The following is a 14,393-nucleotide window of genomic DNA, read 5'->3' as shown; positions in this document are numbered from 1 at the left end:
TTAATTGAGAATAAAATATATAAATTATTTTATTTTAAAGGCGTTTTATTGTATAATAGATAATAATGATAATGATAATACGTTAAATCAGAGAATGATATTGATTATAAATTGTTGAGGCATGTGATGATTAGAAAGAAGCGTTGGAGACTCTCGTCGGGGGATACAGAACAAGAGAATATCTTAATCCGTGAACTTGGTGTAAATCCTATCGTCGCAAAGTTAATGGTGAATCGTCACATCGATGTCAATGAAGGCCGCCGTTTTTTAACGGGTAATTTGTCCGATTTGCTTGACCCGTTTACATTGAAGGATATGGATATCGCCGTTTCGTTGATTCAGAAGACGCTAGAGGAGAATAAGCCCATCGTGATTTATGGTGATTACGATGTGGACGGTATTACGGCGACATCTTTGTTATATCGTTTTTTTCAGCGGTTACATGCCAATGTGAGTTATTATATACCGGAGCGACAAAGTGAAGGTTACGGTTTAAATTTAGAGGCTCTTGAGCATCTTGTGGAGCAGGGAACGGCGCTTGTTATCACCGTTGACTGCGGTATCAGCTCATATGATATCGTGGAGGCTGTTCGGGATCGGCTTGATATAATTATTACGGATCATCATACGGCGCCGGATAGAATCCCCCGTGCCAAGGCGGTGATTAATCATAAGCAGAAGGATTGCCCTTATACGGATAAGAATTTATCCGGCGTAGGTGTGGCTTTTAAACTATGTCAGGCCTTATGGCTCACGAAGTATGGCGAATGGTATCTGGATGATCTCGATATCGTGGCTCTGGGAACTGTTGCTGATGTGGTGCCTCTTGTCGGGGAAAATCGGGTCATCGTGAAAGCCGGCCTTGAGAAGATGAATGAGCATCCTAATCTGGGCATTCATAAACTCATTGATGTGTCGGGTTTGCATGAAAAAAATATCACATCCGGTCATATCGGTTTTACATTGGCACCGCGTTTAAATGCGGCAGGACGTGTCACACACGCCACTCGCGCCGTAGAATTATTAGTGACTGATGATAGTGACGTGGCCGAAGCGATTGCAGAGGAATTAAATGAGACGAATCGGGAACGGCAAGAGTTGGAGCGTAATATTTATGAACAAGCTCGCATCGACGTATTGAATCAAGGCCATGAGGCGGATTATGTAACCGTCGTAGCCGGTGAAGAGTGGCATCCGGGCGTAATAGGAATTGTGGCGTCCCGATTAGTGGAGGAATTTTATAAGCCTACATTGGTCATCAGCTTTCATGACGGCATAGGCAAAGGATCCTGCCGCAGTATTGATGGTTTTAATATCTACGATGCGTTGAAATCCTGCGAGGATATACTGATTCAGTTCGGCGGTCATGCGGCTGCAGCGGGATTCAGCATTGATATGAATCGCATAGATGAACTGCGCAGTCGTCTGACGGAGTACTGTAAGCGTACGATAGATGATGACGAATATGTACCGGTTATCTCCATTGATGCGGAACTGCCTGTGGATGACATCGATGTGGATATTATAGACAGTATATCCGCGTTAGAACCGTACGGAATGGCAAACAGCACACCTGTATTTGCCGTTATGGAAGCCGTTGTACAGGATATTATGCTTATGGGGCAGCTGAAGACTCACTGCAAGGTGATTTTAGAGACCTCCAGGGGTACTTTGGATGCAATTGCTTGGAACCGACCTGAATTATTTAAATTGATATTTGTAGGGACAAAGGTGAAAGTAGCCTTTTCATTGCAGAAAAATGAATGGCAAGGTACCGTGTCCCCGCAACTTATGATTCAGGATATAGAACCGATCACGGAGGAACCTATCAGCTTGACCGCAGAAGGCCTGCGTCAGATGTACGTTATCGTGAAGCATTCCATGCGCGGGAACAGCCAATCTGTTTATCATGTGGAACAGGCTATTTTACGCCGTAAGCCGGCAGAACAGAATAATCGCAGTGCCTTGGCCTCTTTAGATGTATTTAAAGAGCTCGGTATTGTTAAGGAATATACAAGTGATGATGGTCAGCTTATGTTGCGATGGAATACCGTCGAAGGAAAATTAGATCTTGTCACATCCGTAACATTTCTCACCTATAGTAGATAGGGGGTGACATTATGACAATTGTAAATGAAGAAGGCAAAGTGCTGGTGGAACCGGGGACCTTTAATAAGGAAAAAGCTTTGTCTGAATTTATGGATTATATTCATACATATTTGCCCGATGATGAGTGTAAACTCGTCATGAAGGCCTTTGAATTGGCGGATAAAGCTCATGAAGGCCAGTTCAGAGCTTCCGGAGAACCGTATATCATGCATCCGTTGGCTGTGGCCAATATCCTGGCTCATCTGCAAATCGATCATGTTACATTGATGGCGGCTCTCATGCATGATGTGGTGGAGGATACGTCGTATACGAAGGAAGATGTGGAGGAACTGTTCGGTTCCGAAGTAGCCTTCCTCGTGGACGGCGTAACGAAGTTAAATCAATTCCAATACGAGACAAAAGAAGACCGACAGATGGAAAATTATCGGAAGATGATTTTGGCCATGGCAAAAGACGTGCGTGTCGTTGTTATCAAATTGGGTGACCGCCTGCATAATATGCGCACACTGAAGCACATGCGCAGCGACAAGCAGAAACGTATTGCCCGGGAAACCCTTGAGATTTTTGCGCCCCTTGCACATCGATTGGGAATCTTTAATGTGAAGTGGGAGCTGGAGGATTTATCCTTTCGCTATTTGGAACCTGAAAAGTATTACGATCTGGTAGATCAGATGAAGCAGAAACGGCAGGCTCGTGAGGATATCGTAAACGACACGATGAGTCAGCTCACGAAGGCTCTTGGCGAAGCTCATATCAAGGCGGATATTAAGGGTCGTCCAAAGCACTTTTACAGTATCTATAAAAAAATGAAAAAAGATAATCGCGACTTGTCTCAAATCTATGATTTGCTGGCGGTTCGGGTTATCGTCGACAGCATTCCCGATTGTTATGCGGTGCTCGGTATCGCTCACAGCTTGTGGAAACCGTTGCCGTACCGCTTCAAAGATTATATTTCCATGCCGAAATCGAATATGTATCAATCGTTACATACTACGGTTATCGGTACGATGGGGCAACCTGTGGAAATCCAGATTCGTACGTGGGAAATGCATCGCGTTTCGGAATACGGTGTGGCCGCTCATTGGCGTTATAAAGAGGGCAACAAGGGCGGTGATAAGGATTTCGATCAGAAGGTCGCCTGGTTAAGACAAGTCCTCGAATGGCAGGATACGAGCAACCCGAAAGAACTCGTCAATGCATTGAAACTCGATGTGTTCTCCGGTGAAGTATTCGTATTTACGCCGAAGGGTGATGTAGTGAAATTGCCGATCGGTTCCGTACCGCTTGACTTTGCGTATCGCGTTCATACCGATGTAGGGCATCGCTGCGTAGGGGCCAAGGTAAACGGCAAGATCGTGCCTCTCGATTACACATTGCAAAACGGGGATATCGTCGATATTATCACGTCGAAAACGGGAAAACCTAGCCTTGACTGGCTTAATATCGTAGGCTCCTCTGAAAGTAAGAGTAAAATCCGCAATTGGTTCAAGCGCGAAAATAAAGAAGAAAATATTGAAAAAGGTCTGGAAGCTCTCGAACGGGAGGCAAAGCGCCTCAACTATAACTGGAAGGAACTCTGTGCGGATAATCGCATTCAACAGGTCGTTAAACAGTTAAAATCGGGAACCGAGGAGGAAATGTTTGCTGCCTGCGGTTATGGAGGTATGCCGGTAAGCACCGTTTTGCTTCGCCTCGTGGAACTATATAAAAAATCCAAAGAGGTGGAGAATTCCAAACGCAGTACGGAGCAAATCATCGAGAAGCTCAAATCTCACAGTCCGAAAAAATCGAAGAACGGTACGGGTGTTCTCGTAAAAGGCGAATCAGGTCTTATGGTCAGAATGGCGAAGTGCTGTAATCCTGTACCGGGTGACGATATCATCGGTTATATCACGCGGGGCAGGGGCATTTCCGTTCACCGTTCCGATTGTCCGAGCATCGGTCATACGCCTGAAGATCTGGAACGTATGATTGAAGTGTCGTGGGATGAATCGTCCGGAGAATCCTTTCATGTCGGTATCGAAATTCATGCTTATGACAGAACCGGTATACTTATGGAGGTTATGGCAGTCCTTTCAGAATTGAAAATTACCATAACCAATATGAATGCCAAGGTTCAGGAATCTACTAAAAATGTAACCATTAATCTCGTTGTAGATATTCGAGATATTTCACAGCTCGATTTTGTTATGACCAAGTTGCGCCGTATTCGGGAAGTGTATACGGTGCAGCGCAGTAAAGGAGGTGCTTGATGGGAGAACAGAATTTAGTGCTCATGCGCATGCCGTTGGGATCGTTCGGGACAAATTGCTATGTTATCGGTGATAAGACGGTAGGTGAAGCTTTCATTATAGATCCCGGTACCTCGCAGGTGATGGAGGCGCTTAAGAAACATGATTTGAAACCTAAGGCGATTCTCCTCACGCACGGTCACGGTGATCATATCGGAGGGGTTCAGGCTATTGTCGATGCTTATCATGTTCCCGTGTATATACATGCGGCGGATGTTCCATATCTGTCGGATCCGGAGCTTAATCTGAGTGTTTACAGTAATCCGACGCCTATCATTGTAAAAGCGGATATCATTGAAGTGCACCAGGGTGATCATATCGAGTGCGGTGATATCAATCTTGAGGTATTGGAGACACCGGGCCATACACCGGGCGGTGTATGCTATTATATGGACGGCATTGTTTTTGTAGGGGATACACTCTTTAAAGACTCCGTGGGTCGTACGGATTTTCCGAACGGATCGTATGAGACCTTGATGGAGTCTATCAGAGCTCAACTGTATAAACTGCCTGACAATACGATAGTCTATCCGGGCCATGGGCCCGAAACTACCGTGGCCTATGAAAAACAATACAATCCGTTCGTCGGTGAGTAGGGCCGATGAATTGTATTTTAATTTTTAATGAGTAAAAGGGGTAATTAGAATGAACACGACATTAGAAAAATTAAAAGAACGCATCAAAGACAAAAAGTACAAATTGACGACACAACGGCAAACGATTTTACAAGCTTTTATCGATGCTGAAGAAAATCATTTGAGCGCAGAGGACGTATATGTATTGGTAAAAGAAGTGGCACCGGACATCGGACTTGCTACAATTTACAGAACGCTTGACCTCTTTACGGAACTCGATTTGTTAAAACGCCTCGATTTCGGCGACGGTCGTAACCGTTATGAATTGAACGATGAAGAATTTGCACATTTCCATCATCATTTAATCTGTGTAAAATGCGGTAAAGTATCCGAGTTTGAAGATGATATGCTCGAAACATTGGAATCTATCATCGCAAAGAAATTGAATTTCCGCACCATCGACCATCAATTGAAGGTTTACGGATACTGCAGCGACTGTCAGTCTCACATGACTGAGGCGGAACTTGAAAAGCTTGACCGCATGACTCATCATGCTTAACGGATATCTATATACGGGGCCTTTGCCGTTAGGCTCCGTGGTAGCCCACAACTGTGGCGCGGCGGGCCTTTTTTCGAACAGGAATAATCCGGACGTGCGACTTGAAGGTCGAGAGGATGGTCAACGATATGTGTTGACTGTCTCTATCGATGACCGTATGGAGGTCTTTGAAGGTCCTCTTACATCGATGGGACGCCGTCATATCGGTCAAGCCCTGCTTCGTTTTCTGCGTGAATATCAAGGTTTGTCTGTGGAAGTACCGTGGGGTACCATGGTGGGTGTACGACCTACCAAGCTTTTGCATAAATATATAGATACATATAAATCCATTCACACAGCGACTCGTCACATCAGGGACGAGTTTTCTGTGTCTATGGAAAAACTCGAAACACTGGCGGCTATCGGTGCTTATCAACGCCCTTTTTTAGAATCTACCGATGACAAAACGGTAAGTGTGTACTGCGGGATTCCCTTTTGTGATACCCGCTGTGTTTACTGTTCGTTTCCCTTTGGTATCTATCAGGAATACAAGGGTAGATCTGATTTTTTGCGTGCGCTGCATCTCGATATGAAGGATATGAGATCGATTATTGACGAGTACGGACTTACCGTGGATTCTCTGTATATGGGCGGCGGTACACCGACAGTGCTGGGAAACGAAGATTTTCACCATGTGTTACAGCAATTGGCGCTCCTTGTGTCGGACGGTCGCGAATTTACCGTTGAGGCGGGGCGTCCCGATTCGGTAACGCCTGAAAAATTAAAGGCCATGCTCTCTGCCGGTGTAAATCGAATCAGCATTAATCCGCAGACCATGCAGGATGATATCTTGCGATATATCGGGCGCGGGCATACTGCCCAGGATGTCGATAATTTGCTGCAATATGTGAAAGTACATACGCCATTTGCGGTCAATATGGATTTTATCGCCGGTCTGCCGGGCCAGATGATGGAGCATATGACAGAGAATATGGATTATGTATGTCAAAATTTGCCGGAAAATGTTACAATTCATACATTAGCATTAAAGCGTGGCAGTCCTTTATATGATTTGAATATGCAAGACCGGATTCCTCATGAAGACGTGGTGGCGGAAATGGTGCAGTACGGTAAGGAGCGCCTCGAAGCGGCCGGGTATGTTCCGTATTATCTATATCGTCAGCAATATATGAGGGGACAATTGGAAAATATCGGTTATACATTGCCAGGAAAGGCCTGCAGGTATAATATTCAAATTATGGAGGAGCGACAGAGTATTTTATCCATCGGACCGGGCAGCTCGTCCAAGTGGATGCGGGCCCCGGCGTATCGACAGCTGAAGCAGCATATGCCGAAGAATGTGGATGTGTACTGCGACACCATTGATGTGTTATTGGAAAAACGTCATAAGATTTGTGAAGAATTTTGGGAGGTTGTGTAATGGCTATTAAGAAACCGAGAGGTACACAAGATTTCTTGCCGGAACAGATGAAGAACTGGCACTATATTGAACAACGTATGCGCGATATTTGTAAAGTGTACGGGTTCAATGAAATCCGCACACCTGCCTTTGAAGATACGAAATTGTTCTTGCGCGGCATCGGGGAAACGACGGATGTGGTGCAAAAGGAAATGTATACCTTTACCACCGGTGATGACGGCGGTTCCAGCTTTACGTTGCGTCCTGAAAATACGGCATCCGCTGTACGTGCATACTTGGAAAATAAGGTGTACGGAAAAGAAGGGCTGACGAAGTGGTACTATATGGGGCCTATGTTCCGTCATGATAAACCGCAAGCTGGTCGATATCGTCAGTTTCACCAGTTCGGTGCGGAGGTGTTAGGCTCTCAATCACCTGTGGTGGACAGCGAAGTTATCTGTATGGTCGTTCAGTTATTGAAGGACTTCGGCCTTAAAGACCTCAATGTTGAGGTTAACTCCGTAGGCTGCCCTAATTGTCGACCTGCATATCGTGAGAAATTAATCGCTTTCTTTGAACCGAAGAAAGATCAATTATGCAGCGATTGTCAGGATCGTCTATATAAAAATCCGTTGCGCATTTTGGATTGTAAAAATGAAACTTGTAAGGCTCTGTCTGTAGGAGCTCCGGAAATTCATGAGCACTTGTGCGCTGAATGTCATGATCATTTTGAGGAATTGAAGACGTATCTGAGCGCTGCCGATGTGCAGTATACATTGAATCCACGCCTTGTACGCGGCCTCGATTACTATACGAAAACCGCTTTTGAGGTGCAGTATACGCCGCTTGGGGCTCAGAGTGCCGTTGCCGGCGGTGGTCGTTACGACGGACTCGTGGAGGAACTCGACGGTCCTCACACACCGGCTATCGGGTTTGCGATGGGCATGGAACGGTTGCTGCTGGCCCTTGAAAAGCAAAACTTATTACCGGAACCTGAATTGGAACCGTCCGTATTCGTGGTGGCTCTCGGCGATGCGGCGAAGGTAGAGGCTTTCAAAATCTGTCACGAACTGCACGATAAATATGTGACGGTTGAAATGGACGGACAGGGCAAGAGCATGAAGGCTCAATTAAAATACGCTAACAAAATTAATGCGAAATATGTTATTATATTGGGTGATGATGAATTGGCGCGTGGGGAGGCCATTATCCGATTCATGGATACAAGTGAGCAGGAAACTGTGCCGCTCGATACAGTTTCTGAACGTATAACTTCTTTGGTGAAAGGATGACAATTAGAATGGAAACAATGCAAGGCTTACACCGTACACACGGTTGTGGCACTATTTCCGAAGCGGAGGTAGGTAAAGAGGTCGTATTATGTGGTTGGGTGGAACGTCGTCGTGACCACGGCGGATTGATTTTCTTGGATCTACGCGATCGTTCCGGTGTAGTACAAGTAGTGGCATCTCCTGATCATAATGTGGAATCGTTCCACAAAGCGGAGGATGTGCGTAATGAATATGTGCTATGTGTGCGCGGTAAAATCACAAAACGCGATGCGGATGCAGTAAATCCGAACCTTCCGACGGGGGCATATGAAATGTTCTGCGAGGAGTTGCGCGTGTTGAATTCCTCTAAAACGCCTCCTTTCTATATTCAAGATGATATCGACGTGGACGAAAATATCCGTTTGAAATATCGTTATCTCGACTTGCGTCGTCCTGAAATGCAACGCAACTTGATTTTGCGTCATAAGGTGACAAAGGCGATGCGCGATTTCTTCGACAGTCGTGATTTCTTGGAAATTGAAACACCGATGCTTACCAAGTCCACACCGGAAGGGGCTCGTGATTATCTCGTGCCGTCCCGTGTGAATGCAGGTACATTCTATGCATTGCCTCAGTCTCCACAGATTTTTAAACAAATCCTGATGGTGGCGGGGTATGAAAAATATTTCCAAATCGTTCGCTGCTTCCGCGATGAAGATTTACGTGCGGACCGTCAACCCGAGTTTACTCAGCTGGACTTGGAAATGTCCTTTGTTGATGAGGAAGATATTTATGCATTGCTCGAAGAGATGATCGCTCATGTATTTAAAACGGCGTTAGGTAAAGAAATCCCCTTGCCTATGCCTCGCATTACATGGGATGAAGCGATGGATAAATACGGTTCCGATAAGCCGGATCTTCGCTTTGATATGGCATTTACGGATGTTACCGAATTGGTAAAAGATACCGAGTTTAAAGTATTCCGCTCCGTAATCGATAACGGTGGTATCGTAAAAGGTATCGTCGTACCCGGCGATGCGGGGATTCCTCGCCGCGAACTTGACGATCTTGTTGAATATGTAAACCGTTATGGTGCGAAAGGCCTTGCATGGGCATGCTTTAACGAAGACGGTTCCATCAAATCTCAGATCATGAAATTCCTAGGTGAAGATACGATTCGAAGCATCGGTGAGAAAATGGGCGCTAAGGGTGGCGACCTCGTATTGATGATCGCCGATAAACCTGCCACGGTAGCTCGTGCATTGGGTGAATTACGCCTTGAAATGGCTCGTCGCATGAACATGATTGACGAAGATAAACTGGCTTTTACATGGGTGACGGATTTTCCTATGTTTGAATACAATGAAGATGAAAAACGCTATGTTGCGATGCATCATCCGTTCACGATGCCTCGCCATGAAGATCTTGATAAATTGCAGTCCGATCCGGGCAGCGTGAAAGCTATCGCATATGATATGGTATTGAACGGCGTCGAAATCGGTGGCGGTTCTTTGCGTATCTATCAATCCGATGTACAGGAAAAAGTATTTGCCGCTATCGGTTTGTCCTCAGAGGAAGCAAAATCCAAATTCGGCTTCATGCTTGATGCATTCCAATACGGTGCACCGCCTCATGCAGGCTGTGCATTCGGCCTCGACCGCTTGGTAATGTTGATGGCCAAACGTCAATCCATTCGCGACGTAATTGCATTCCCTAAGACACAAAGTGCGAGCGACATCATGAGTCAGGCACCGTCCGAAGTGGAAATGAAACAGTTAAAAGAATTACATATTAAAACAGATTTAGGTGAAGAAAAATTAGTGTAAAAATATAGGCAAGAATCACATGAATTTGAAATGTCAAGACTTGTAAATGCCTAATCTTTCTGATACTATTTATGTATAAGGTATCCCTGCCATGTGCGTGTGATATCGCAGTTTTGAGCCAACACATTTACTTTGGGAGTCTAAGCTCTCGTCCGAACGTTACGCCCAGTCGGGACAACTGCAGGATGAGGAGGACACCCACCTGCCCTTGCAGGATCAAAACGCGGTACATTACGGCATGGTGGGGCTTTTTTTGATTTGAAAAATTTGTGTGACGAAGTGAGGTGATATGATGGACAGTTTATTTGATACGCCGCAAACAAATGTGTACGAACCGTTACCGGTGCGCATGCGCCCCACTGAACTGGATCATTTATATGGTCAGGAAAAGGCGGTAGGTAAGGGTACTTTTTTGCGCGCTATGGTAGAAAAGGATACGATTCCGTCTATGCTTTTTTATGGACCGTGCGGTACGGGTAAGACTACATTGGCGGGAATCATCGCGAAGGTGAGTCACAGTCACTTTGTCAATTTAAATGCTACAAATGCGGGCATTGCTGAGTTGCGTAACATCATAGAGGATGCCCGTAAACGCGTAAGGTCACTGCAGCAGCGAACCATTTTATTTCTCGATGAAATTCATCGTTTTAATAAAAGTCAACAAGATGTGTTACTACCGTGTGTAGAGGACGGCACGATTATCCTTATCGGGGCTACTACGGAAAACCCCTTTTTTGAAGTCAATCGTCCATTATTATCCAGATTGCGTCTCATCACGCTGGAGGTGCTTACTCCGCAAGCGATACGGCAGATATTGCGCCGTGCCGTTACCGATGAAACGGTAGGCCTTGGAAAACGAAAGCTCCATGTAACGGATGAAGTGTTGGAGGATGTAGGCATTTTCGTGAACGGAGACGGACGGATGGCGCTCAACATATTGGAGCAGGCCGCCGCCATGGTACCCGATGAAGGTGATATTACCATTGAGGTCCTTGAAAAGGTCGTCGGTCGCCGTATTTATACATATGACAAGAAGGGAGACAGTCATTATGATACGATTTCCGCTTTTATTAAAAGTATGCGCGGATCGGATGTACAGGCGACATTGCACTATTTAGCACGCATGATCGAGGCCGGAGAGGATCCTAATTTTATCGCTCGCCGTATCGTTATCTGTGCTGCAGAGGATGTCGGCCTGGCTGATCCTCAGGCGCTCATTCTGGCAAATGCAGCGGCACAAGCTTCGCATATGGTAGGCTTTCCGGAGGCTCGTATCATTTTATCTGAAGCGGCCTGTTATGTGGCGTTGGCGCCAAAGAGTAACTCCGCTTATATGGGAATTGATGCAGCGATTTCCGATGTGCGTCATAAGGATTGCGGTCAAGTGCCTGATCATTTAAAGGATAATCATTATAGCGGTGCCAGTAAGCTAGGTCATGGACAGTCTTATAAATATGCTCATAATTACCCTAACGGTTATGTGCAGCAACAATATTTGCCGACACCGTTAAAAAATGCCGTGTATTATGAAGGTATTAAACGCGGTAAAGAAGCGGAGTTAATTCAGGACTGGGAAGAACGTCGCAGGAATTAAATAAATACTTCGATATATGGTATAATATAATGATAGTTTATTCATCAGTAATATTATATAAGTAAGGGGTTTGTACAGATTTATGGCAGAAGAAAATACTTCCACCAGAAAAAAGCGTACTGCACAACGCAAGCGAACAACATCAAAGCAGAACTCGGCGGGCTTTTCAGTTCGCAATGAGGTGAAGGGCTTAATTGTGATAGCCTTTGCCGTTATTTCTTTGCTGGGCTTTTTCGGTGCGGAACTCGGTGTAGTCGGTGACATCGTAACGGGAATATTTAAATATGGCTTCGGTTTAGGCGGTATCGTACCATGTCTATGCGTACTCTGGATCGGCTGGCGACTATTGTATCACGGTACCTTTGTATCCGTTACAAAGCGCGGCATTGCGATGGCTTTATTTTTCTTGTTTCTATTAGCACTTGTTCCGTTATGGCGCGTGCCTGAGGGACAGGAATTGTTGACCACGCAATTAGCGGATCAAGGCGGTGTTGTAGGCGGTGCTATTGCGACCTTCTTGCGCACCCTTCTGGGCAATGTAGGGGCCATCATCATGGATGTGGTGTTCTTATTGTGCTTCGGTCTCATCGTTACGCGATTGTCGTTGCGCAACGGCTTGCAAAAAGCGGTAGATAAAACACAGGTCGGCCTTGATGTGGCGAAGGAAGTGGCTGCGGAAAAAGTTGCTGTTGCGAAAGAAGTCTTCGACGACTGGAATGAACAACGCAAGGATGCGGCTCAACGAAAAGCATATAATCGGGAGAAGGATATGCGATTTTCCGAGGCTGCGGATCAGGCGTTGCACGGACTGGAAGAACGCGGTGTAACAACCCCGACAGAGGTCGAGGATTATCAATTTGAAGATGATTTTGAAACCGCTACACCAACAGATGAAATATCGTCCGCTACATCAGCTCAACCTTCTTCATGGAAGGAATTGGCTGAATTGGAGGCTCGTAATCACGCTGCTGAAACCTTGGCGGATATATCGGTGGTCTCCGGTGATGCACAGCATGGCGAAGCTGTTGATTCATCTGACGATGATGATTATATATATGCCCCTGATGAGGAATATGAATATGTGCCTGATGAAGAATTTGATGATGAATCTTCTGCGGTGAATATTGTTTCCGCCGTACCCGGCACAGGTGCCGCAGCCAGCTTGGTCAGTGCAGGTGCAGGCATGTCCGGTATGACTCTAAATGTGCCGTCCATCGCAAGTACTACGGAGGATACGGCACAAGTGGCGGTGTCTAAGGAGGGGCATATCCACCGTACTTATGATCGGCCATATCACTTCCCGAGTCTTGATATTCTATCGAAAGGGAAGGGGAGTCAAACTAGCGGTGATGAAGTGGCTCATAATGCGATGTTGCTTGAAAATGTATTGAGCAGTTTCGGTATTACGGCTAAGGTGGTCAATGCTACTCAGGGGCCGACGGTAACACGTTATGAAATTGAACCGGCTCAAGGTGTTAAGGTGAGTCGTATCGTCAATTTGACCGATGATATCGCCTTAAATCTTGCAGCTCAACATATCCGTATGGAGGCTCCGATTCCTGGTAAATCCGCTATCGGTATAGAGGTGCCGAATAAGACGACAGAGGCTGTTCATTTGCGGGACGTACTAGACTGTAGCGACTTTAAGGACGCCCGAGGAGGCATTCCTGTGGGGCTTGGTAAGGACATTGCGGGTAAGCCGGTCATTACGGATTTGGCAAAAATGCCTCACTTACTGGTGGCAGGGACAACGGGTTCCGGTAAATCCGTTTGTGTAAACACGCTCATTTCCAGTATTCTTTTCAGCCGTAAACCGGAAGAGGTTAAACTGCTTCTCATTGACCCTAAAATGGTTGAATTATCCGTATATAACGGTATTCCTCATTTGATGGCACCGGTTGTGACGGACATGAAAAAGGCGGCCGCCGTATTGCGCTGGGCCGTACGAGAAATGGAAGCGCGATATAAAACATTTGCGGCCACCGGTGTACGTGATATAAAACGGTATAATGAACTTCATCCGAAGACGGCCATGCCGTTGGTCGTTATCATCATCGACGAGTTAGCGGATCTTATGATGACGGCTCCTGATGATATAGAGGAATCTATCAGCCGTTTGGCGCAGATGGCACGTGCTGCAGGGCTTCACATGGTGCTTGCCACACAACGTCCATCCGTCAATGTTATTACCGGTTCTATCAAGGCGAATGTGCCGAGCCGTATTTCCTTTGCCGTAGGATCTCAAATTGATTCCCGTACCATTCTTGATATGGCGGGTGCTGAAAAACTGCTCGGTAAAGGGGATATGCTCTTTGCGCCGATCGGTGCGAATAAACCGATTCGTATACAGGGGGCATTTATCTCAGATGATGAGGTAGAAAAATTAGTAGAATTTGTGAAAGCACAACGTGAACCGGAATACGATGATACGGTGACACAGGAGACGGAAAAGGACTCGGATAACCAATCGTCCGACGGCGAGGATATATATCGCGACGAACTTTTGGAGCGCGCTGTAAATCTCGTTATGGAATCTGGGCAAGCCTCGGTATCGATGCTGCAACGTAGATTCCGTATCGGCTATACGCGGGCGGCCCGACTTGTGGATACGATGGAGGATCTTAAGATTGTAGGTCCTAGCATGGGCAGTAAAGCAAGAGAGATATTGATGAGTCCTGAACAGGCGAAAGCTCGATATTTCTCGGATGACCGTTCGGAAGAATAGCTTGCTGCTTATGATAAATAATTTAAATGGTTCTCTTTTATAAT

General features: G+C 45.9%; 9 protein-coding genes and 1 other RNA gene. All 10 read left to right on the top strand.

What is annotated here, in order from left to right; translation table 11 throughout:
• The first annotated feature begins 126 nt into the window (after positions 1-126).
• Entirely contained in the window at positions 127-2,109 is a 1,983-nt protein-coding gene (gene recJ / locus VEHSUH05_RS08465; protein WP_105091306.1) for a single-stranded-DNA-specific exonuclease RecJ, read from the top strand.
• 11 nt (positions 2,110-2,120) lie between these two features.
• Entirely contained in the window at positions 2,121-4,361 is a 2,241-nt protein-coding gene (locus tag VEHSUH05_RS08460; RefSeq protein ID WP_105091305.1) for a RelA/SpoT family protein, read from the top strand.
• The gene (locus VEHSUH05_RS08455; protein WP_105091304.1) at positions 4,361-4,996 is read left to right on the top strand and encodes an MBL fold metallo-hydrolase; all 636 of its coding nucleotides are present in this window, start codon (positions 4,361-4,363) and stop codon (positions 4,994-4,996) included. Before VEHSUH05_RS08460 ends, VEHSUH05_RS08455 begins: the two co-directional genes overlap by 1 nt.
• Before the next feature lie 49 nt (positions 4,997-5,045).
• A complete protein-coding gene (locus VEHSUH05_RS08450; protein WP_095066210.1) occupies positions 5,046-5,534 on the top strand; it encodes a Fur family transcriptional regulator in 489 nt (162 codons plus the stop codon).
• The gene (hemZ, locus tag VEHSUH05_RS08445) at positions 5,527-6,954 is read left to right on the top strand and encodes a coproporphyrinogen dehydrogenase HemZ (RefSeq protein WP_105091303.1); all 1,428 of its coding nucleotides are present in this window, start codon (positions 5,527-5,529) and stop codon (positions 6,952-6,954) included. The genes VEHSUH05_RS08450 and hemZ overlap by 8 nt, the downstream gene beginning before the upstream one ends.
• Entirely contained in the window at positions 6,954-8,225 is a 1,272-nt protein-coding gene (gene hisS, locus VEHSUH05_RS08440; RefSeq protein WP_105091302.1) for a histidine--tRNA ligase, read from the top strand. The genes hemZ and hisS overlap by 1 nt, the downstream gene beginning before the upstream one ends.
• Positions 8,226-8,233: 8 nt before the next feature.
• A complete protein-coding gene (gene aspS / locus VEHSUH05_RS08435) occupies positions 8,234-10,030 on the top strand; it encodes an aspartate--tRNA ligase (RefSeq protein ID WP_105091301.1) in 1,797 nt (598 codons plus the stop codon).
• Between the two features lie 80 nt (positions 10,031-10,110).
• Positions 10,111-10,282: non-coding RNA, 6S RNA (gene ssrS, locus VEHSUH05_RS08430), on the top strand.
• Between the two features lie 40 nt (positions 10,283-10,322).
• A complete protein-coding gene (locus VEHSUH05_RS08425; protein WP_105091404.1) occupies positions 10,323-11,624 on the top strand; it encodes a replication-associated recombination protein A in 1,302 nt (433 codons plus the stop codon).
• Between the two features lie 82 nt (positions 11,625-11,706).
• Positions 11,707-14,349: an FtsK/SpoIIIE family DNA translocase gene (locus VEHSUH05_RS08420; RefSeq protein WP_105091300.1), complete on the top strand. Its 2,643-nt coding sequence runs from the start codon at positions 11,707-11,709 to the stop codon at positions 14,347-14,349.
• Positions 14,350-14,393: the final 44 nt, after the last annotated feature.

This window comes from Veillonella denticariosi JCM 15641 (assembly GCF_002959855.1).
GTDB classification, from domain to species: Bacteria; Bacillota; Negativicutes; order Veillonellales; family Veillonellaceae; genus Veillonella; species Veillonella denticariosi.
Note: the sequence above shows the minus strand (reverse complement) of the source record. Positions and strands in the feature narration are given on the sequence as shown.

What these genes read in the sequence shown, in the direction of transcription:
- hemZ (WP_105091303.1), top strand. Translation starts at nt 5,527, where the DNA reads ATGCTTAACGGATATCTATATACGGGGCCTTTGCCGTTAGGCTCCGTG.
- VEHSUH05_RS08420 (WP_105091300.1), top strand. Translation starts at nt 11,707, where the DNA reads ATGGCAGAAGAAAATACTTCCACCAGAAAAAAGCGTACTGCACAACGC.
- VEHSUH05_RS08425 (WP_105091404.1), top strand. Translation starts at nt 10,323, where the DNA reads ATGGACAGTTTATTTGATACGCCGCAAACAAATGTGTACGAACCGTTA.
- VEHSUH05_RS08455 (WP_105091304.1), top strand. Translation starts at nt 4,361, where the DNA reads ATGGGAGAACAGAATTTAGTGCTCATGCGCATGCCGTTGGGATCGTTC.
- VEHSUH05_RS08460 (WP_105091305.1), top strand. Translation starts at nt 2,121, where the DNA reads ATGACAATTGTAAATGAAGAAGGCAAAGTGCTGGTGGAACCGGGGACC.
- aspS (WP_105091301.1), top strand. Translation starts at nt 8,234, where the DNA reads ATGGAAACAATGCAAGGCTTACACCGTACACACGGTTGTGGCACTATT.
- hisS (WP_105091302.1), top strand. Translation starts at nt 6,954, where the DNA reads ATGGCTATTAAGAAACCGAGAGGTACACAAGATTTCTTGCCGGAACAG.
- recJ (WP_105091306.1), top strand. Translation starts at nt 127, where the DNA reads ATGATTAGAAAGAAGCGTTGGAGACTCTCGTCGGGGGATACAGAACAA.
- VEHSUH05_RS08450 (WP_095066210.1), top strand. Translation starts at nt 5,046, where the DNA reads ATGAACACGACATTAGAAAAATTAAAAGAACGCATCAAAGACAAAAAG.